Annotated in this window: 10 protein-coding genes; 9 read left to right on the top strand and 1 reads right to left on the bottom strand. The window is 32.9% G+C overall.

Going from position 1 to position 23,780, the window contains the following annotated elements; all coding sequences use genetic code 11:
• Positions 1–76: 76 nt before the first annotated feature.
• The 5 genes from AC2D6T_RS06830 (at position 77) to AC2D6T_RS06810 (ending at position 11,680) form a co-directional block, all read left to right on the top strand.
• Positions 77–3,460, top strand: a complete 3,384-nt coding sequence (locus AC2D6T_RS06830) for a T9SS type A sorting domain-containing protein (RefSeq protein WP_484680950.1) — start codon at positions 77–79, stop codon at positions 3,458–3,460.
• Between the two features lie 179 nt (positions 3,461–3,639).
• Positions 3,640–3,957 (top strand): hypothetical protein, encoded by a 318-nt coding sequence (locus AC2D6T_RS06825; RefSeq protein WP_484680949.1) that lies wholly within the window; start codon positions 3,640–3,642, stop codon positions 3,955–3,957.
• A 36-nt stretch (positions 3,958–3,993) separates the two neighbouring features.
• Complete coding sequence (locus AC2D6T_RS06820) at positions 3,994–7,458, top strand: glycosyl hydrolase (RefSeq protein ID WP_484680948.1); 3,465 nt, start codon at positions 3,994–3,996, stop codon at positions 7,456–7,458.
• 265 nt (positions 7,459–7,723) lie between these two features.
• On the top strand, positions 7,724–9,625 hold the full coding sequence (locus AC2D6T_RS06815) for a T9SS type A sorting domain-containing protein (RefSeq protein ID WP_484681061.1): 1,902 nt from the start codon (positions 7,724–7,726) through the stop codon (positions 9,623–9,625).
• Between the two features lie 138 nt (positions 9,626–9,763).
• The gene (locus tag AC2D6T_RS06810) at positions 9,764–11,680 is read left to right on the top strand and encodes an ulvan lysase-like protein (protein WP_484680947.1); all 1,917 of its coding nucleotides are present in this window, start codon (positions 9,764–9,766) and stop codon (positions 11,678–11,680) included.
• Between the two features lie 62 nt (positions 11,681–11,742).
• On the opposite strand, the gene AC2D6T_RS06805 is transcribed toward AC2D6T_RS06810, so the two are convergent.
• Positions 11,743–12,627: an AraC family transcriptional regulator gene (locus AC2D6T_RS06805; RefSeq protein WP_484680946.1), complete on the bottom strand. Its 885-nt coding sequence runs from the start codon at positions 12,625–12,627 to the stop codon at positions 11,743–11,745.
• Between the two features lie 244 nt (positions 12,628–12,871).
• On the opposite strand from AC2D6T_RS06805, the gene AC2D6T_RS06800 reads away from it, so the two are divergent.
• The 4 genes from AC2D6T_RS06800 to AC2D6T_RS06785 are packed head-to-tail and all read left to right on the top strand — an operon-like array spanning position 12,872 to position 23,773.
• Complete coding sequence (locus AC2D6T_RS06800; protein ID WP_484680945.1) at positions 12,872–16,141, top strand: family 78 glycoside hydrolase catalytic domain; 3,270 nt, start codon at positions 12,872–12,874, stop codon at positions 16,139–16,141.
• A gap of 26 nt (positions 16,142–16,167) precedes the next feature.
• Positions 16,168–18,636: a family 78 glycoside hydrolase catalytic domain gene (locus AC2D6T_RS06795; RefSeq protein ID WP_484680944.1), complete on the top strand. Its 2,469-nt coding sequence runs from the start codon at positions 16,168–16,170 to the stop codon at positions 18,634–18,636.
• 8 nt (positions 18,637–18,644) lie between these two features.
• Positions 18,645–20,975, top strand: a complete 2,331-nt coding sequence (locus tag AC2D6T_RS06790) for a glycoside hydrolase family 78 protein (RefSeq protein ID WP_484680943.1) — start codon at positions 18,645–18,647, stop codon at positions 20,973–20,975.
• Positions 20,976–21,010: 35 nt separating this feature from the next.
• A complete protein-coding gene (locus tag AC2D6T_RS06785) occupies positions 21,011–23,773 on the top strand; it encodes a family 78 glycoside hydrolase catalytic domain (protein ID WP_484680942.1) in 2,763 nt (920 codons plus the stop codon).
• Positions 23,774–23,780: the final 7 nt, after the last annotated feature.

Genomic DNA, 23,780 nt, shown 5'->3' with positions numbered 1-23,780 from the left:
AATCTCAGGACAGAGCAGGATAAATTAGAAAATACGTTATGCTAAATTACCATTCAATCTTGTTAATTTTTTTAAAATGATAAAAAAGTTATTGTTTGCTGTTGTGCTATGTTGCTTTTCTATGGCAATTAAAGCACAATTATTTAAGCAAGATTTTAATACTTCAACTCTAATTTCAGATTATGTAAGTGTAGTGCCAGATGCTAATCAGTTTAATGGATTAACAAATGGAAGTTCCAACTTAACAACTTCAATAGAAAATGGAAGCCTACAATTTAAAAGAACAGATGCAGCTACTATGTATGCATATAGGAACTTTAGCCTTGCTGAAAATCCATCTTTAGTACAACTCAAATTTGATTTTGAGTTAAGCAATTATCAATCAGGCACACAAAACCCTACATTTAGTATCTTTATTGGAAATACTTTTTCTAACGCATCCTTTGGAACAAATTCTACCTACGCAAGTCGTTTTGGTATAGTTGGTAAAAATGGAACCAATGAATTTAAAGTAACTACTGTAGATAATATTGGAGGTGCACCAAGTTCAAGTTATTATACAGGTAAGCAAGAAATTACCTTTATTGTAAATAATTCTGGTAGTGACCAAAGTTATACTGCACCAAATGGAAATTCAGTAGCTGTTGCTAATGGGAAAATGGATTTATGGATGGGTAATACAAATGTTATTAATGATTTTTCATTAAGAAACACAACTTCTCCTAAAGCCGATATTTCAGGATTTAAAATTCAGGCAACTTCAGGTTCAGGTACAGGAATTTTTTCTTTTGATAATATTGAATTTAAAGATTTATTGAATAATTCTGATGGAGGTACAGGAACGCAATCTTTAATACATCCACATATTTGGGTAAGTCCTGCAGATAGACAAGGTATTTTAGATAATATTTCTAATCATACTTGGGCAAGCAGTTTATTCAATCAACTAAAACAAAATCAGGCTTCAAGATTTTTAAATCATGCAAGTAACCCTAGCGCAGAAATTTCTATTATACCACCAATACCTGGAAATAGAACTACACATAGAACACGATTAAATATTGGTGTAGAATGTGCAATGTTGTATTATTTAACAGAAGATGAAAAATATGCACAAATTGCTTCAGATATTTTGCATCAATATGTAAAACTATTAAGCGTTCAGAATATAGATTTTCAATTTTATACAGGCAGTTTTAATCATTTAATTCCGCCAAGAGAGCTCTTTACAAGAGTAGCAATGATTTACGATTTTGTGCAACCTTTTATTTCATCTACAGGAAAAACAGTCTATGATTTAACAAGTAATAGTCAAGTTCCTTTTAATTTTGAAACCTCTCAAAAAGCCTTTGAAGTAATGGCAGATAATGTTATAGAAATAGGTGGAAATGGGTCTAATCATCCAGTGCTAGAACTTCCAGGTGCTTTGTATAGTGTAATGTGTATGGAAGATGATGCAAAGAGAGAAGCTTATTTTAATCTATTGATGAATGGTGCAGCCAATAGCAACCAACCAGGAGTAAATTGGATGTTAGATAGGTTTAGTGATGTTGATCGCTTATGGCCAGAATCTGCAGGTTATGGTAAGTTTACCCATGCACTTTTTATTCAAATGATGAATATTATAGATGATTATCAGCCTGAATTAAAAATCGTTGAGAATAATAAAGACATCTTAGAAAGTATTTTTATTTATGAAAACTTCTTATATCCAAATGGAGAAACAATGGCTTATGGAGATATAGGCAGAAGTTTTACTGACCACGCACATATTTTTAGAAGTGTTCTAAAAATTGCAGATAAAAAGGGCTATACTGATCTGAAAGAAAGAGCATCATCAACCTTAAAAAAAATCTACGCCGAAGATGGAGGTTATAATCCAGTTATAGAAAATCAACGTTTAGAATGGAACAGTCCATTACAATTACTTTGGGGGGTAAATATTGATAATTCTATTAGCGCAGATGGTGAGCCAAAATATGGAACCGTTAAAGCATCGCATGCTGGCGTTGTTATGCAACGCAATTATTCTGGAGTAGATGATAAACAAAATGGTTTAATGTATTATACAGGAGGTGGTACATATGTACATGCACACGCTTCAGGATTAGATATGGAATTGTATGGTGCAGGCTATGTTATTGGGCCAGATTTTGGTGGTTCAGCAAGCGGATATGGTTCAGAATTACATGAGCAATATGCAGTTTCTTATGCAGCACATAATACAATAATTGTAAATGGTACCTCTGGTAGAGGTCCTAAAACAAATGGGAATAGTACTTGGCAAAATATTGTAGATCCAATTGTATTACAAGCTTCAGAGCCAAAACCGTATGCAAACCCAATTGCTGCAAATTTTAGCTTTTCAACACAATTTTTAGATGATAATCAAAATAATGTCAATCAACAACGTACCAATAGTATTATAAGAACAAGTAGTACTTCTGGTTATTATGTCGATATTTTTAGGTCAAAATCGAATGTAGTCAATAATTATCATGATTACTTGTTTCATGGTTTAGGAGATGATATGCAAATTAAAACAGAAGGCAATCTTTTAAGTTTAACAGATACTCCAAATAGATACCAAAATGATGTAGGTGATGATAGAAAACAACCAGGATGGAGATGGTTTTCTAATACAAAAACATCTGCATTAACAAGCAATTCAATTACGGCTAGATTTGATTTGCAAGCAACAAACGATTTTTTGCACGTAAGTATTCCTGGTGGAATTGATAAAGAATACAGTTCAGCTTTAGCACCACCAACGCAAGAAGTTAGCAATGGATATTCAGAAAAAGATACTCAAGTTTTTGTGATGCGTAAATATGGTGAAGCTTGGGATAAACCTTTTATTGCAATTTATGAACCCTCAGCAAATGAAACTTCAACTGTAAAATCAACCGAAAATATTATTGTTGATGATAAAGTTGTAGGTGTAAAAGTGATTTCTCAAGTTAATGGGCAAAAAATTATAGATTATGTTTTGTCTAATGATGATGTTGCTCTAAATTTACCAGATTTAAAAATTGCTTTTACAGGAAGATTCGCCATTGTGAGGAACATCGTTAAAGCAAATACAACAGAGGTTTCTTTGTATATAGGAAAAGGAAGTCAACTTACTTTTTTAGACAATACTATCAATGCAGATGCAGAGGGTAAAGCATTTTCAAAATATACATTAGGCTATGCTTTGTCTGTTGATGATTTAGAATTTCAGAATGAAGTTTTTATGTATCCAAATCCAACAAAAGGAATTTTAACTATTAAAGTATCTAATTCTTTTGAGAAGTTAAACATACAAGTATACTATCTTCAAGGAAAATTGATAAAATCAAGCGTTGAAAAAGTAACGAATGGAAACCTAAATCTCGATGTGAATTCAATTGCGAAAGGTGTTTATTTTGTCAAATTAAATGTGGATAAACCAGTTTATGTAAAATTTATTAAAGAGTGATAAAATCGGAATTAGAAAATAAAACGAAGTTTAATCGAAAACTATTTGTATTAGCTCTTGTAGCTTTAGAAATAGTGGCTTGCTACTATGCATACTATACTTTAGGAGAGGTTAAACAGTTTTTTTGTGTTTTAATTTTCTCTTTAAATATCTTTCCGTTTTTATTATATCTTTTTAAAATGAAGAGAATTGCTCTCATATTAGGATTAGCAATTGGGTTCTTATTAATTCCCTATCAGAGTTTTTTATTTATAAAATGGATTGATTTAAAAAAAGAATCGTCACTAATCGTCAAATATCTTTATGGTTACCAAAAAAATAATGGAGAATTTCCTCAGAACATTTCTGATTACGAATTTAAAAATCATAATTTGATAGATAATATTTCCTATAATACAGGTGCAAAAGGTTTTCGGTTACACTATTATGTTGGAACTAAAGGAACTACTCATTTCTATTATCACAGAGTTGGGAAATGGGAATATTATCCAGATTAAAAATAATAATCTAGAATCAGTTTTAAATTAAACAAAATGAAGTTCAATAAAATAGTTTTTTACTCAGCAATTTATTTTTTGATAAGCTGTAATGCAGTTAACAAAGAGTTTTCAGAAGAAGACAAATCACCTTCAATAGAAGAGTTATCACAAAACTTCAAATCTCCATCAAAAGAATACCATCCAGAAACTTGGTTCCATTTAAATGGAAATAATATTAGTAAAGAAGGGTTAAAGCGAGATTTACAAGCTATTAAAGATGCAGGTTTACAAGGTATTCATTTGTTTAACAAAGCAGGTCGTGCTTTTCCTAATGTAAAACCAATTAAGATTTTATCCCCAGAATGGGAAGAAATGATTCGTTTTGCAGCTGATGAATGCCAACGTTTAGGATTAAAATTTACCATGCAAAATTGTCCTGGTTGGTCTATGACTGGTGGTCCTTGGGTTCCAGCAAATGAGGCGCAACGTGAAGTGGTAGAAACTACCTATCACATTTCAGGAGGCAAACAATTTCAAGAAAATCTAAAGATAGATTCTTTATACCACACTCCAGATTACGATTATAAAGATATTCAAGTATTGGCTTTTCCAACTTTAGCAGGAGATGATTTAAAACCATACAATCCCTCAAAAATTGAAACAAACAATAGGTTAGTTCCTTGGAAAGCTATTTTTAATCCAGATTCAGAATTAATTGTTACCAGAAAAAATACTCGATTAAAAAAACCACTTAAAGAGTATAGAAAAGTAGGTATTTCAAAAGTACAGAACCAAAAAACTTGGGTAAAAACTTCGTTTGATAAAGAGATTACTTTGCGTTCTATAGTTTTCCCTCAGTTGCGCCATATTATTACAGGTACAAATTATCCAAGAGTAGAAGTTTCGATTAAAGTAGAGGCACTTATCAATAATAAGCTACAAGAAATAACAACCTTAAAAATACCAGATGCCAATTGGAATGATAGACGCAAATACCTAACCTTAGCCGTTCCAGAAACAACAGCTACTGAATTTAAATTTACTTTTTTAGGAAAACACGCTATTGCTCCAGAATCTATAAGATTAAGTGCAAAACCCAAATTGCACAATCATGAAGCAAAAGCAGCAAAAGTATTAAGACGTTTAAATAAAGAAGTACAGTATAATTACGCAGAAAATACTATTATAAAACCTGAGACAATCATCAACTTAACAGATAAATTATCTGAGAATGGAAAACTAACTTGGAATGTTCCTAATGGAAACTGGACAATTGTACGTTTTGGACATATCAATATGCGATTGACCAACAAACCTGCAGTGCCAGAAGCTACAGGTTGGGAATCTTCTAAACTCGATAAAATTGCCATAGAAAATCATTTAAAAAACGGTATGATTGGAAATCTTATTAAAGATGGAGGGCCAATTGGAGATGGAAAATTACACGGTTTATTAATTGATAGTTGGGAAAGTCACGTGCCTACTTGGACAATCAATTCTGAAGATATGTTTAAAGAATTTGAGCAAAGAAGAGGATACAGTATGAAAACCTATTTGCCTGCTACAATGGGTTATATTGTAGAAAATACAGCAACCACAACCAAATTTTTAAGAGATCTACGCCAAACAATGGATGAGGTTTTTATAGATAATTTCTTCAAACATTTTGCTACTGTTGCACACGAAATGGGCGCAGAAGTATATACAGAAGGTGCTGGTGGAGAGGTGTTGCCTGTAGATCCAATGCGTTATTATGGTGTTAGTGATATTCCTATGACCGAATTTTGGTATCCAAAAGCACCATCAGATCAAAATGAATACGCAAAACCCATTTACAACGCTTCTTCAGCTACACATTTATATAATAAACCAAAATTAGCAGCAGAAGCGTGTACACAAGTTGGTGTAAAGTGGAACGAACACCCTTTTTCTGTAAAATATTTAATCGATTATAATTTTGCAAAAGGTGTAAATCACTTGGTATTTCACACGTTTTCTCATACACCACAAACAGATGTGTATCCAGGTTCTAGTTTTGGTGGTAATATCGGCTTTCCTTTTGTACGCCAGCAAACTTGGTGGAAATACATGCCAGATTGGATTGAGTATTTGTCTAGAAATCAATATGTGTTGCAGCAAGGAGAATATGTGGCAGATGTATTGTGGTATTATGGAGATCATTTTGAACGTCCACCATTTGATTTAGATGAATTCCCAAAAGGATATAGATTTGATTATTTAAATGCAGAAATATTACAAGAAAAAATCAGTATTAAAGAAGATAAAATCCATGTTGAAAATGGAGGGGATTATCGAATTATCAAATTAAGAGATTCAGAAAGTATACTGCTATCAACAGCAAAAAAACTGAAAGAATTAGTGATGAATGGGGCAGTAATTTTGGGTGATAAACCTAAAGATTCACCAAGTTTAATGGACAATGAGAATGATTTAAAAGAATTACTTTTTATTGCTGATGAACTGTGGGATAACACCAAAAGCGGTGTAAAACAAGTTGGAAAAGGTCGAGTTTATTGGGGTAAAACCATTGATGAAGTTTTACAAGCAGAAAAAATAACCAAAGACGTAATTGTCTCTGAATATTTAGATATCAATTGGATTCACAGAGAAACAAAAGATGCGCATATCTATTTTGTAGCTTCAAGAGAAGAAAATCCAGTTGATGTGTCATTAAGTTTTAGAATACAAAATTTAAACCCACAAATTTGGGATGCGTTTAAAGGAATTCAAAAAGATGCTAAAATATGGAAATTATCAACTAATAGAACAAATGTTGCTGTTTCTTTACCTGAAAATGGAAGTACAATTATTGTGTTTTCTAAAAGTGATAAAAAATCATTTGCATCAAAAGTAACCTTTAATAACCAAACTATTTTAGATGCCAAAACAGAGTGGTATCAAATTCATAAAACAAATGATTACCCAAAAATATCTTGGGATAAAGATGATGTTAAAGCATCAAAATCTGGAGAGTATATCTTTCATCAAAATGGAAAGGAAATTGTAAAGTCAATTGATATTAAAAAAATGTCATTACAAAATAACTGGCAATTATCTTTTGATAAAGGTTGGGATACTCCTGAGTCTATTGTTGTTGATGAATTAAAATCGTTAACTGAATTGGAAAACGATGCCATACAACATTACTCAGGTACAATAACGTATAACAAAATTTTTGAAGTCAAAGAGTTAGGAGAATTCATGAGTATTGATTTAGGAGAAGTTGCAAATATTGCAGAATTATGGTGTAATGGTAAAAAAGTGGGTGTAAAATGGGCACCTCCTTTTGAGTTTGATATTACAGATGAAATACAAGTTGGAGAAAATAAATTGGAAATTAAAGTAACCAATACTTGGCGAAATCAATTAATTTTCGATAATAAAAGACCAAAGAATTCTAAGAAAACTTGGACAACAGCTCGACCAAAAAATAATGAAACTGAATTGGAAAAATCTGGTTTAATTGGTCCAGTTAGTATCAAATTAAATCACCAATAGTACAATTATTAGTATATATAATTTATGTGATAAAAATTTTTAATTCTTTTTTTAAACTTCAAAAAATTGAATTAAATGTTAAACAATTTGTAATTTAGTATGCCTCAGGATACTTTCAACGACAAAACCTTAGAAATTTACTAAAATTAAAAAAGATTAAAATCATGATAAAAAATACTTTTAAATTAATATTATTTTTAGTTTTTGCATTAAGTAATATTTCTATAATAGCTCAAGACTCCCCCCTTCTGATGGTGTTTTTAGAATCCAAAATGTTGCTACAGGAAAATATTTAACAGATGCTGGTACAAGTGCATCAGCTGTTACTATGTCAGATTCAGGAGAAGCTGTAAGTACTCATTTTAGATTTGTTCAAAGTGGTTCGTATTACAATATAGATAGTGAAGTTTTAGGAATATTACGTGCACCAGGTGCTAGTGGCCCAGGAGGTGTTTATGTATTGGTAAGTACAACTAAAGCTGCACCTGCTGGAGATACAGATAAAACTTGGACAATATTTCACAATCAAACAAATGATACTTATAGGTTTGGTTCTAGAACAACAGGAAGGTTCTTGTATCATGAAGAAAATGGGACAGTAACTCATGCAGTAGCAGCAGATACAGAAGATAGAAGTAATTGGAAACTAATTCCCTATTTACAAACTCTAGTAGAAATTGCACCTGATGAAGATACTAGCACAGATTTAAGTTGTCCATCTTCGGGTGAATTTCAGAATGACAATACTAGAAATGTAGACATACCAAATTCTGTAAATGTAGGTACAGCAGATGATAGAAGTTGTTACTCAGACTATTCAGAAAGTAGTTTTAATGGTAAAACTTGGGGTGTTTATAATATTACTGATGGTTCTAACCATTGGGATGGAGCTAGTTTACAACCAAGAATAGAGCGTTCTTTACCAAGGTCTAATGAAACTGGTGTGGGTAGTTTTGCAAGATTTAACGGAACTTTTAGAATATTAGAAGTTGGAGATGGAGGGTCTTTCAGTCAAAATGGAAGTTATTTAGCACAGGCCAAAGGAAAACATTCTGGTGGTGGTGGTTCTAATGATCCTGCAATTCTTTTATATAGAGCACATCCTGTTTATGGAGATGGCATCAATGCTGGCAAACAAGTAGCTTTTGATATTTATGCAGAACGTATTTTAGAACGTGGTGGAGAAGGTAGTGGAAGAGAAGTTGTTTTTCTTAAAAGAGTAAATAAAAATGAGGAAGTTGATTTTCAACTAGAAGTAGGTTTTAGACAAGACCCAAATGATGCTACAAAAAAAATTCATTATTGTGATGCTATAATTGGTGGTGAAGCTTTTAATTACAATATTCCTGAGCCAGAAAGAGGTTTGGAATCAGGTATAAGATATGGAGCATATAGAGTAAGAGGTGGTAGAGCTCAGTTTAGATGGGCAAATACAACATATGAAAAAGTAGAGGTTAAAGATACTGGAGATACACCACCATCTGATGATATTTTTAGATTAAGAAACGTTGCAACAGGTAAATTTTTAACTGATGCTGGTACAAGTGCTACAGCTGTTACTATGACAGATTCAGGGGAAGCTACAAACACACATTGGACTTTTGTAGAAAGTGGTTCTTATTTTAATATTGATAGCGAAACTTTAGGGATATTACGTGCACCTGGAGCAGTAGGTCCAGGAGGACCTTATGTAGTAGTAAGTACAACTAAAAATGCACCAGCTGCTGATACAGATAAAACATGGACAATTTATAATAACCAAGCAGATGGTACGTATCGATTTGAATCAAGAACTTCAGGACGATTTTTATATCATAATGCAGATGGCACTGTAACTCATTCTATTGCTACTGCAGATGATGATAGAAGTAAATGGGAAGTAATACCAACAAGTCAATCTCTAAGTATTATAGATAACGTTTTGAATGTAAAATCTTTAAAAGTATATCCTAACCCAGCAAAAGATATATTTACAATTTCATTAAGTAATATTTCAAAAGCAAATATTACTATATATAATACTTTAGGAAAAACTATTTACAAAGGTTCTACACTAAATGGAAATCTTAAAATTGAAAATAATAATCAGTTTACTCCAGGTTTATATATGGTAAAAGCTGTTACGAATGATTATAAAATATATCATACTAAATTAATTATTCAATAAAACTTTTGATAACATTAAATTATACAAAGCCAAAAGAAATAGGTTTTCTTTTGGTTTTTTTATTTTTAAGAAACAGGATAAAACAGGATAGGTTTTAAATACAATATCAATAAGTTTAAAAAATAAAATATAACCCAAATGAAAAGACGTAACTTTCTTCAACTTTCAGCATTTGCGGGTGTTGGTTTAACCCTACCAATGTCAGGATTATTAAACGCTTGTACCAATCACCCAGAACATTCTTTAGAGTTTAAAAACCTGATTACAGATCTATTAAAAGATTGGAGTGACGGAATGCTAAAAGTACAAATCAACAATCCATCCAATTTAGAGGTTCATGGTGCATTGGGATGTCCTTCCTGCTCACATATTCACGGACGTTGTATGGATGCAGTATATCCTTTTTTACATATGGCCGACAAAACTGGCGATGAAAAATATGTTGAAGGTGCTAAATTAGTTATGACTTGGGCAGAAAATAATGTCTCTCAAGAAAATGGAGCGTGGACAGTAATTAAAAACCCAAAGTCTTGGAAAGGAATTACAATTTTCGGAGCCATAGCCTTAGCAGAAGCATTGCATTATCATGGGCATGTTTTAGATGAAGAAACACGCAAAGCATGGACAGTTCGTTTAGAAAAAGCGGGTCAATATATTTATGACACATTTACCATAGATTTTACCAATATCAATTACCCAGGAACTGCAGTTTATGGGTTGAATTTAATAGGTGGTGTTGTAAACAGAGATGATTTTAAAGTAAAAAGTAAAAAATTAGCTTCAGAAGTAAAAGCATATTTTACAGAAAATGAAAGTTTGTTATTTGGCGAATGTAAAAAAAGCTCAAGTAAATTAAGTGAAAAAGGCTTACATGGAGTAGATTTAGGTTACAACGTAGAAGAAACTTTAAATAGCTTGGTAATGTATGCTATAAAGGAGAAAGATGATGAATTACTACAAATCTTAACCAAATCCTTAAATAGTCATTTAGAATTTATGTTGCCAGATGGTGCTTGGGATAATAGTTGGGGTAACAGAATGTACAAATGGAGTTATTGGGGAAGTAGAACTTGTGATGGAAGTCAGCCAGCATTTGCAATGATGGCAGATATAAACCCTGCTTTTGGAACAGCAGCTGTAAAAAATACAGAACTATTACAACGATGTACAGCAGATGGTTTAATTCATGGAGGACCTGGTTTTATTGAGGCAGGAATACCTCCTTGTGTACACCATACATTTACACACGCAAAACCTTTAGCAGCCTTGTTAGACCATTGGGATTATTTACCAGAAATAAATGCAACTGCAAGTTTGCCTAGAAAAACCGCAGATGGTGTAAAACACTTTAAAGATTTAGAGGTGTATCTTTTTGCAAGAGGAGATTGGAGAGGGACTGTAAGTGCTTACGATGCAGAATATCATTACAAATATGATTTTCGTCAAGCATCAGGTGGTGCTTTAGGAGTTTTATATCATAACAAAGTTGGGCTTTTATGTGCTGCAAGTATGGCAGAATATGCTTTAGTTGAAAAAAATAACCAACAAGTACAACCTAATAAGGATATTTGTTTAACACCAAGAATAGAAACTTTTAAAGATGAGGTTTGGTACACAAACTTATACGATTTGCCAGCAACAGTTGCTTCTAAAGATGAAAATGGAGCGATTGAATTGATCGCTGACGTAAAATTAAAAAATGTAGATAGAAAAGAAGTTGAAGGAACTGCTGCTGCATTTAATATTAGTTATAATTGTATTGCAGATAAAACAGCAATTAAAGTAACTACACAACAAGAAATTAAAACACAAACGGCTTTTGTATTGCCAATAGTATCTCCTTCTAGTGAAGTTGTAACAAATATTAGTGAGAACGAAATTACCATTCAAAAACCAGAAGGTTTGGTAACAATTAAAGCAAATGTGCCAATTAAAACCAAAGAAATGGAAGGAAAAAGAACTTTTAATATGGTTCCAGGAGTTGAGGCATTACCTTTAGAGTTGTTTTTTGAAAGTGATAATAAAACGTTAGAATTATCGATAACAGTTAGCTAGAAATAATATAAAACAGAGAGTTATTTTAAGTAATTCTCTGTTTTTATCAAAAATCTAAAATACTATATGATATCTTTACTCAAGTTTCTAAATTTACCAGGAGCCCATCCCGTTTTTCTTTTAAATAGTCTATTAAAGTAAACTTCAGACTCAAAACCCAATTCAAAAGCAATTTCCTTCTGAGATTTTTTGGAATTTAATAACAATTCTTTAGACTTTTCTATTTTTAAACGTAAATAATATTGCAAAGGCGATACTCCTGTTTGTTTTTTAAAATCAATTCTGAATTTAGAATAGCTCACACCCAAATTAGAGGCGATTTCTAAGAGGTCAATTGAACCATTTATATTTTTATACATCATACTTTTTGCACGCGATATCATAGAGTTTAAATTATCTAAATTGCTACCACCACTTTTAATAGCATGCAATTCTGCCATTAATTGAATGCAAACTCCGGAAGCCAGATGTTGATAGCCATAAGTAGCTTTATCAAATAACTTGAAAAGTGTATTAAAATGATGTAAAACAGATGGTATATTGCATTTAGAAACAATAGGTTCATCAGCATTAAAGAAACCATTAGATAAAAATTGATTAGCAATAGCTCCCGAAAAACCAACCCAACGTTCTGTCCAACCCGTACTTTTTTTAGGTTTATAGCGATGCCAAACATCAGGGAATAATAAAAACACATCACCATCAGAAACTTTTATTTTTCCAGTAGCATTGCTCTCAAAAACACCTTCACCTTTAGTAATAAGCACCAAATGAAATTCATCTAAAACACGTCCTTTATCCCAAGTAAAAATATATTGATCAGGGTGATCCATAGATGGGTATTCAGCATATTTCCCAATAACATTTCGTCCTAAATTATTTACGTAGAACCCCCATGATTTATCTTTATTAGAAGTAATTAGATATTTTTTATAGTCGTTTTTCATATCATTTTGTGCAACTAATATATCAAATTGTCAATTGAAATAATCACTTTTATCATTTAAATTTACACATTAACAATTAATTAAACTTTTAAACCAGATACCAGTACTTTACAGGATAGTAAATTGTAGTATTAAAAATATATTTACTAGATATTTCAGCTATAAAATCATTGGTGTTTTAAATACCTAGTAAATATAATTTGAATATTGCTGTTATTGTAAAAACTTATGGTTACCTAATAAAATGAAAACTCAAAAATCTTATAATATTAGACTTAAAATAATTTATGCCCTTTTTATATCATTTAAGTTAATTTTTATTTCTAGTTGTACTTCATCTACTGATGTAGAAATAAAAAATTTAAAGTGCGAATACCGCACAAATCCTTTAGGTATTGATAATACATCTCCAAGATTAAGTTGGCAACTAATAAATAAAAATCAAACTAGAGGACAGAAACAAACTGCTTATCAAATTTTAGTGGCAAGTTCTTTAGAGAATATAGAAAACAATTTTGGTGATGTTTGGGATTCTGGAAAAATAGAATCCAATCAATCTGTTAATGTAAAATACAATGGGAATGATCTGGCCTCTGCACAGCAATACTTTTGGAAAGTAAAAACTTGGGATGTATCAAGTACAGTTTCCAATTGGAGTGAATCAGCAAATTTTTCAATGGGTTTATTAGATAAAACCGATTGGAAAGGCGAATGGATTTATAAAAAAGACCAAAATAAAAAAGATCATAATTGGTACAGAAAGAATTTTTCTTTAGGTGATAATCCAAATGCCGCATTTATATATGTAGCATCTTTTGGTTATCACGAAGTTTATGTAAATGGCAAAAAAGTAAGTAATGCTGTAATGAATCCAGTATATTCTTTTGTAAAAAAACGCTTGCCTTATTTAACTTATGATATCAAAAAACACCTAAAAAAAGGAGATAATGTCATTGGAATTTGGCATGCTGCAGGATGGGCGCGTTGGGGAAGAGTAAAAGCATATTACGATGCTCCTTTTGTTTTTAAAGCACAGGCTGATATCAATATTGGTGATAAAAATATAATATTAAATACTGATGCTTCTTGGAAATGTAAAAAAAGCTATAGCGCCTATGTTGGACGTTGGGATATTAAAGATTTTGGTGGAGAAATTATAGATGAACGTCTTCGAGAGGAAGATTGGAATATGGCTAACTATGACGATTCTAATTGGCAGAACGCAGTAGTTTTTGATAATGATGACGCAAAAGAAGTTGGGGTTTCCAATGTAAACCTTGGCCCTAAAGGAGCTATTGTGGTGCCGAGTACAGATGCAAATCCACCAACAAGTAAAATTACAGCAATACTTAGCGCTCAAATGGTGGAGCCACAAGTAAAATATAAAGAAATAAACCCAATAGGCGTTCAAAAAGACAAAAAAGGAAACTATGTGGTTGATATGGGCGAAAACTATACTGGTTTTTTCGAAATGAATTTATTTAACGGAAAAGAAGGAGATACCATTACGTTTAAAATAGCCGACCGTAAAGTTGTAAAATCGTCTTGGAATCAACGTAGTAAATATGTGTTTGATAGCACAGGAACAGGGCATTTTACAAATCGTTTTAATTTGGAAGGTGGTCGCTGGGTAACCATTAGCGGAATTAATTACAAACCGGAATTGAAAGATATTAAAGGCTACGTCATTACCAATGATAGAAAACAAATCAGTCAGTTTAACAGCTCTAGCGAACTGTTAAATCAAATTTATCAAGTCAATTTAAATACGTACATCGCCAATACGATTGACGGTATTTTGGTAGATTGTCCTCATCGTGAACGTCGTGGCTGGGGAGAAGTAACTGTAGCTGCTATGTATGGTGATGCATTACCCAACTTTGAAAGTGGGGCGTATATGACACAATACGTACAGTTTATGCAAGATGCACAAGCTGAGGATGGAAAAATGCGAGCGGTAATTAATGGTGATGATTTTGAGTTCTTAATGTGGATGGCAAACAGCCCGATTACGATTTGGGAAACGTATAGAATGTTAGGTGATAAAAAATTACTAGAAAACCATTATCCAACACTACAAAAATGGATGCAATGGTTATACGAACATTCGGATTATGAAACTGGTGGCGCATTAAAAATTGGAACACGAGGCTCTTTAGAATTCCCTGGTTTAGGCGATTGGTGTACGCCTAGAGGTAATTTTTGGACGTCTAGCAACTCGCCAGAATCTGCACATTTTAACAATTGCGTGTATGCGTTTATGTTAGAGAATGCTTTACATATAGCAGAAACATTAGATAAAACAGAAGATGCTGAAGTTTATAAAAAACGTTTAGAGGTTCAACGAAAAGCCACACATAAAAATATTTACGATGCTAGTACAGGAAAGTACGGACCAGGATATCAAGTAAATCAAGCATTTGCATTACTTTCTGGTGTTACTCCAGATGCTGAAAAAGAAAAAGTGTACAATAATTTAGTAGACCAAGTACTTTACAAATTTCCTTATTACGATACTGGAAGTTCTGGTCAAGCATTATACACGCGCTATTTTACAGAAAATGGAGAGCGTATGGACTTGATTTATGAGTTATTAAAAGATAAGAGACACCCAAGTTATGGCTATTTTATCGAACAAGGAAAAACGGTTTGGCCAGAGCGATGGTCTGCTATTGGTAACAGTCAAATACATACCTGTTATACTGGTATTGGTGGCTATTTTATAAAAGGGTTTGCAGGAATTCGTCCAGATGCCGAAAAATTAGGTATGCAACATTTTATAGTAAAACCTTCACCTGTTGGCGATTTAAAATTTGCCAATACAAGTTATCAATCTATGTATGGTAATATAAAAGTAAATTGGAAAAAAGAGGGTGAAGGTGCCATATTTACTATTGAAGTTCCTGTAAATACATCAGCAAAAGTATATATTCCTGCAACTAAAAAGGAAGTTGTTTTAGAAGGTGAAGGTTTAGCAGAAAAATCAAAAGGAGTTACACATATTGGCTCAGAAAAAAGTGATGCAGTAGGGAATTATATTATCTACGAAGTAGGTTCGGGAGTCTATAATTTTAAAGTTTCAGAATTACCAAAAGTAAATTATCCTAATCCCATAAATAAACCAGACAATTTAGCATTAATCGGGCGTATGAATGCCTCTTCAATGACCATTCAATCAGAAAAATTACCTGTTTTTGAAGCTTTTAGAGCGAATGACGAAAATCTAGAAACCCATTGGAAATCAAAATCTACATCAAATGAATGGATAGAAATAGAATGGTTTAAACCACAAACCTTTAATGCCATTTTACTTCAGGAAGAAGGAAGTAATATTTCAAATTATACCATTCAATATTTTGAAAACGGTAAATGGGAAGATGTTGTAAATGGAACATCTTGTGGAGCTAAAAAAATACACAATTTTGAAGCAGTTACAGCATCAAAATGTAGGTTGATGATATTAGAAGCAAAGCAAAAACCAATGATTTCTGAATTTCAGATTTATAAGAAATAAATAAAAAATAGAGCATAAACTATCTAATGAAACTTAAAGTCCTTTTAATTTTAGTGTCTTTTATAATATCAACTAAAGATACTTTCGGTCAATCCAAAGAATCTACTATCAGTTGGGATAAGGCTGATTGGATAGGTTACACAAAAGACGACCGTCCAGAAAAATGGTCTACAAGAGATTTTGTTAGAAATCAGCCTCCAATGGATATCAATACTTGGCAACCAACTTTAAAAGAGTTGAAAGCTGTAAAACGTAAAGCACATCCATCAGTATTACTTAGAAAAACATTTGAGATAACCAAAGAAATTGCATTTGCAGAAATTATAATTTGTGGTTTAGGATTGTATGAATTACATCTTAATGGAAATAAAGTTGGAGACAGAGTGCTAGATCCTGCACAAACGTCTTATGATAAACGCGCTTTTTTTGTGCGTCATAATGTTACAAAACTTTTAAAAGAAAATAACGGATTAGGAATTATGTTGGGCAATGGTTTTTATGCGCAAAATATTGCCTTTTGGTCTGGACTTGCTTATGGAAAACCACGCGCTATTATGGTGCTTGATATAAATTATAAAGATGGTACATCAGAACAAATTGTAACCGATAAAAGTTGGAAAGCACATAACAGTCCTATTCTTTTTGATAATATTTTTCACGGAGAAACTTATGATGCCAGAAAGGAAATTAAAAATTGGTCTAGTTCTAATTACACAGATACTACTTGGAATTCTGTAGAGCTAATGAAAGCACCAACTACTAACTTATTGGAGCAACAACTGGAACCAATGCGAAAAGTTAGAAAAATTGTACCAGTCGCAATTTTACCAGCAGAAAAAGGTTGGATAATTGATATGGGGAAAAATATGACAGGTTGGTTGCAAATAAGGGTTCAAGAAAATGAAGACACAGAAATTAAAATGCGTTTTTCAGAGCATTTAATGCCCGATAAACAAAATATAGATCCAGCTTCAACAGGCATTCACGTTACCGGAAATACGCAAACAGATATATATATTGCTAAAGGTGATGGCGTTGAGACTTGGGAGCCTCGTTTTACGTATCACGGTTTTCAATACGTTCAAATAGAAGGTTTACAAAAGAAACCAACACTAGATCAATTTACAGGTTGGTTGGTTCGTTCTGATGTGGAAAGAATAGGAACGTTTAAATGTTCTAATTCACAGATTAATAAATTCTACGAAACTTCTATGTTAACCATAGAAGATAATATTCAAGGTTTGTTAAGTGATTGTCCCCATAGAGAACGTTGTGCATGGATGGGGGATGCCTATGTAGTTGCAGAAGCAGCAAGTTTTAATTTTGATTTACAACGTCTATGGCAAAAAACGGCAGACGATATGCAAACCGTCTTGGGCGTTTCTAAAGCACATTTTAAAGATCCTTTTCCTTATGATAAAAGAGCGCCTGCAAATGTGTCTGTTGGTAAACGTTTGAACTTGCAAGCAAGACCAGATTGGGGTGCAGCCACAGTAATGATTCCTTATTTTTCTTATGTTTATTATGGCGATACAGCTATTGTGAAAAAATCTTGGAATATGATGCAAGGTTGGATGGCGTATTTAGATGAAAAGGTACAAGAAAAAGGCATTATAAATGGCGGTTATGGAGATTGGTGTCCTCCTGGAGGAAATCCAAATATGGATACTCCACCAGCACTAACATCAACAGCATTGTATTATCAATCTTTAGTAGCGATGCAAAAAATGGCAATTTTATTAAATAAAGACCAAGTTGCTGTTGAATACGCCAAAAAAGTACAGTTTGTTAAAAAAGCTTTTCATAATGAATTTTTTAATGAAGAAACCAATTCTTACGGCTCGCAAACTGGAAATGCATTTGCATTATATTCAGAATTAGTTCCTGAAAAGAAAAAGCAACTAGTTGCAGATAATTTGGCGCAACTTATTATGAAAGATAAAGATGGACATTTTACCACAGGAATTTTTGGACATCGTGCTTTGTATACAATGCTAAATGATTTTGGGCATAGTGAAGTAACCCAACACTTATGGAAAATTACAGATTATCCTAGTTTAGGTTTCGTGACTGAGGAACATAATTTAAGCACTTGGCCAGAATTGGTTGCCAATTGGGATAAATCAAAACGCTATTATCGTAATTCTTTTAATCACCCTATGAATAGTGGTTTTGCTGCTAGTTTTCATGAGAGTTTAGGAGGGATTCGTCCAGATGAAAACCATCCAGGATTTAAAAAGTTTTATTTAAAGCCAACTTTTTTAGAAGGTTTAGAATGGTGTGAGGTGTCTTATAAATCATCACAAGGAAAAATAGAAAGCAATTGGAAAAAGAACGAAGGTAAAATAACTTGGTCCGTTACAATTCCAGAAAATACAACTGCTTTGGTTCAATTACCAATGTATACATCAAAACAAATCAAACTAAATAATAAAAAAGTTAAAAGTAATAAGTTCGAATTAAATTCGGGCAAATATGTAATAACTATTCAATAATTGAAAATATGACTAAGCCAACAAATTATTACCAGAATTCGATTTTATTTTGCCTTTTGTTTTTTTGTTTTCTAACATATGGTATTAATGTTAAGGATTTAAAATGTAATGGTCAAGTAAATCCATCTGGTATAGTAGATACAAATCCCACTTTTAGTTGGGCATATATTGGAAATGAAAAGAGCCCTATACAAGGAGGATATCGTATTATGATGGCTACATCAATTGAAAAACTTAAATACCCAGATATTTGGGATACAGGACCAACCAGTACTTCAGAAACTGGTCCATTTAAATATTGTGGAGCACCTCTCAAATCTGGTCAGAGAATTTACTGGAAGGTAACGGTTTGGGGTAATAATCGCGGAGTAGCTCATAGCGAACCTTCTTGGTTCGAGATGGGTGAAATTCAAAACCCAGAAAAACCATTCCAACCACATGTATTCACAAAGCTCAATGGGGTTGTAAAAATTATCTTAGATAAAAATGACTCAGGTCGAGTTTTCGAAGGTATTGGAGGGGTAAGTGCAGGTGCTTCTTCTGATTTATTGTACGATTATGAAGATCCAGTTCGAGGTCAAATACTCGACCTTTTGTTCAAGCCTAAATTTGGTGCTGGTTTTCAGCATCTAAAAGTAGAAATGGGTGGAGGCGAAAACTCTACTTGCGGATCAGAACCTTCACATGCGATTACACGAGAGGAGTTAAAAAAACCAGTATCTCGCGGTTATGAATTTTGGTTGATGAAAGAGGCTAAAAATAGAAATTCGGAAGTAATTCTTGAATATTTACCTTGGAGTTTTCCGGCATATTTGAAACCTAACATTTTTACGCAGGAATCAGCAGCATATTTTGTTAGCTTTCTGGATGTAGCTAAAAAACAATGGGGTTTAGATATTGACTGGGTAGCTGCTGCAGAGAACGAGAATTATACAAATCGTGATTGGTTAGTGAATCAAGTGCGTCCATTATTGAACAGTAGGGGTTATCAGAATGTGAAAATTCAAGGACCTGATGACAATAGTGGCGACTGGAAAATATTCGACGAATTTGAAAATGATAAAGCTTTTGACACTATTGTTGAGGCTGTAGGCTACCACTATGTAACAGGTAGGGAGTTCACCGAAAATATGGTAGATGGTCGTGGTAGACCAACAACTGAAAAAGCAAAAAACACAGGTAAACCATTATGGGCTAGTGAAGATTGGAGCTGGACAGGAAAAGACTGGAGAGGCGCAGGAGCGTTAAATTTAGCACGTGTTTATAATAAGTTTTACATCCGTGACCGAATTACCAAAACATTAATTTGGGCACCTATTGGCTCTATTTATGAATCGGTAACTTGGGATAAAGCTGGTGCCATGAAAGCCAATAGTCCGTGGAGTGGTTATTATGAAGTTTGGCCAACTATTTGGGCTACAGCGCATACTACGCAGTTTGCCGAACCTAATAGTTGGCAATACCTAGATAGTGCATGTGGGCTCTTTGATAAAAGTACTTACAAAGGAAGCTGTGTTACCCTAAAGGAAAAGAATAGCGCTAATTGGAGTATGATTATTTGTACTGAAAAGCAAGAAGACATTGAGGTTAAAATAGGAGAAGGATTCTCTTTAGATACGATTAGTGTTTGGAAGTCTAACGAAAATGAACAATTTGTAAAGCAAGAAAATATTGTTCCGAAAGATGGAATGATAAAAGTTTCATTAGATACGCAAAGTATTTACTCTTTAACCACGACTTCTGGTCAGCAAAAAGGGACTTATGAAATTCCTAAAGAAGAACCATTTCCTTTTCCATATTATGAGGACTACGAAGATCGAAAATTAGGAGATTTACCTAAATACCATTCAGATCAAACAGGGAGTTTTGAAATTGCATTAAAAGAAGATGGTTCTCAATGTTTAAAGCAAATTGTACCTGAACAAGGTTACGATTGGATGCGAGTATATCGACGTTCTAATATAAAACCAAATACCTTAATAGGTGATGTTAATTGGAAAAATTATACATGTAGCGTAGATGTGTTTATTGAAGGTGGTAATGTAGAATTAGGAGGTCGTGTAAAGGGGAGTTATTTAAAAGGCTATCGTTTTCAGGTAGCAAAGAATGGACATTGGAAACTGATTTTTGATAAAAAAGTTATTAAAAATGGTGTTTTAGCCAGTTTTGATGGTAATCAATGGCATAATCTTAAACTTAAATTTCAAAATGAAAATATAGAAGCCTTTGTTGATGGAGATTCGTTATTAAGTGTGTCACATAAGCAGACTTCAGGTTACACTATGTTAGCAAGTTCGTACGATGAAAACCTTTTTGATAATTTGAAGATTACGGACTAGTTTTTATAGAAGTACATTAAGAAATAGCAAATTAGATGAAAAAGCATATCAAAATTATAGTTCTTACAATATTGGCATGCATTAGCATGCAAAATGTATTTGCGCAAATAATACCATACGATTTAAAATTAGAATATCGATCAAACCCTGAAGGTGTTGATGTTAAACAACCTCGTTTTTTTTGGAAACTAAAGTCTGAAGAATCTGGTCAGTTTCAAAAAGCTTATCAAATAATAGTTGCTACTTCAAAAGAAAAAATAGAAAAGAATTTAGGAGACGTTTTCCATTCTAAAAAAGTAAAAAGCAGTCAATCTACTCAAATAGAATATCAAGGGATACCATTAAAATCAGCATCTCAATATTATTGGAAAGTAAGAGTTTGGGATAAAAATAATACCGTTTCAAAATGGAGCAAAACAGCTACTTTTTCAACAGGTTTATTTAAAGAAAACGATTGGAAAGGAGCACAATGGATTGCCTGGAAAAAGCAAGATGAGTGGGCAACTGAATGGTGGCGAAAAAAGGAAGTTGAATCCAAAGCCATCGAGTTTCAATTGCCAAGTTATTTTGGAGCCCATTTAAATATGTTTGAACGATATCATTTCTTTGATGAAAAAAAACACGATGCAGCACCACTCTTACGTAAAGGCTTTAATGTAAAAAAGAAGGTTAAAAGTGCTAAAGCATATATTAGCGGAATTGGATATTATGAGTTGTATATCAATGGTAAAAAAACAGGAAACTCTGTTTTAGATCCTGGTTGGACAGATTATCGCAAAACAATTTTATATGCCACACACGACATTACAAAAGAGGTAAAAGATGGCGAAAATATGGCTGGTGTAATGTTAGGGCGTGGTTTTTATGGAATGATGGCTTACGATCATTGGGGATTTTATAAAAAAAATGGTTGGATTGGTCAGCCAAAATTAATATGTCGCATTAAAGTTGAATATGAAGACGGAACTACAAAAGATATTGTTAGCGATTTAAGCTGGAAAGTCACAGGCGGTCCTGTAGTTTATGATGGTCCACACATGGGCGAAATTTATGATGCTACTAAAGAAATTGAGGATTGGAGTAAAGCTGGTTTAGATGATTCTAGTTGGAATAATGTAAACCCAGCACCACATCCTGGAGGAGAATTGGTTTCTCAAATGAACGAGCCTATTCGTGTTACCAAAACATTTCATCCAATAGCTACAAAAAATTCAAGCAGAGGCCAATGGTTTGATGTAGGTACAAATATGTCTGGTTGGGTACGTTTACGCATCAAAAATGCTAAAAAGGGCCAACGTATTACTATTTATTTTGGAGAAAATGAAGATCCTATTACAGTAAGCCAACCAGGAGGACTTCAGCAAATGGCCTACGTTTGTAAAGGTGGTGGTGTGGAGTATGCCGAATGTCGCTTTTCATATAAAGCTTTTCGCTATATCAAAGTAAAAAGTTTTAGTAAACTAAAGTTTAAATTAGAGGATGTAGAAGTAAAATATGTGCATTCTGATGTACCAAGAGTGGGATATTTTGAATCCTCTGACAAAACCGTAAATTCAGTACACGACATCTGTAGAAAATCTTTGATTTTTAATTTACATAGTATCCCTACAGATTGTCCACATCGTGAAAAAAACGGATGGCTGGGTGATGCTGTTACAGGAATGGAATTTGGTATGGCTAATTACGATTTAGCTGCACTAATGACAAAGTTTACAAGAGATATTTTTGATGGACAAGATAAATTTGGTGGAATTCCTGCAATAGTTCCTGCCAATTATTATGGTCCAGGAAAATCGAGTTTGTGGTCATCTGCAGGAATTCATATTCCTTGGTATATGTACCAATATTATAACGATACACGTTTGTTTGATTTGTATTGGGATAAAATGATGCTTTTTATAAAACGCTCTTGGGAGTTCAATAATATTCCCGAAAAAGACGGTATGTTTAAAGAACGCTTTAATGATTGGGTTACGCCTTATGATGCTACCTATAAAGGACGAGGTAAACCTGGAGGAAATGAAGTAATTGCCTCTATGAACTTTTATTTAGTATTAAAACGTATGGCTTATATGGCTGATAAACTAGGAAAAAAGAAAGATAAAAAGCGATTAGAAGAACAAGTAAAACGTATTCATAAAGGTTTACAAAAATGGGCTTTTGATGAAGAAAAAGTAGAATATGTAGGGTTAAAACCATTTCATGAATTTTTACCTGTTGTAAATATCTTGGCATTAAATTACGGCATTGTACCAGAAAAATATAGAGAACAATTAGAAAAAAAGGTAGTAAATAATATTGTAAAAGAGAAAGACCATCATTTATGGGGTGGTGTATTTACTGTGCATTCTGCTTATGAATATTTACCCAAAAATGGTTATGCAGATATGATGCATAAGGTAGTTGTAAATGAAGAATGGCCATCTTTTGGGTGGATGATAAAAAATGGAGCTACAACATTGCCAGAAGGTTATAAATTCACGGCTTCAAACATTCATCATTTTATGGGTGCTGTAGATAATTTCTTTTACAGACACATGGTAGGTATTAATGTAGATGAATCCAATCCTGGGTTTCAAAATATCATCTTAAAACCAAACTTTATAAAAGCAATGGATTTTGCAAAAGCTAGTTACAATTCTATTCACGGAGAAATAAAAGCGGAATGGAAAAAGGTTTCAAATAATGCTTACGAATATAAAATAGAAGTTCCTGTTAATTGTAGTGCACAAGTTATTTTGCCTAATGTAAAGTATAAAGTTAAGTCAGGAAAATATAGTTATCAAATTGAATTATAATAGAGTC

This window comes from Polaribacter sp. YIW18, from assembly GCF_057219325.1.
Note: the sequence above shows the minus strand (reverse complement) of the source record. Positions and strands in the feature narration are given on the sequence as shown.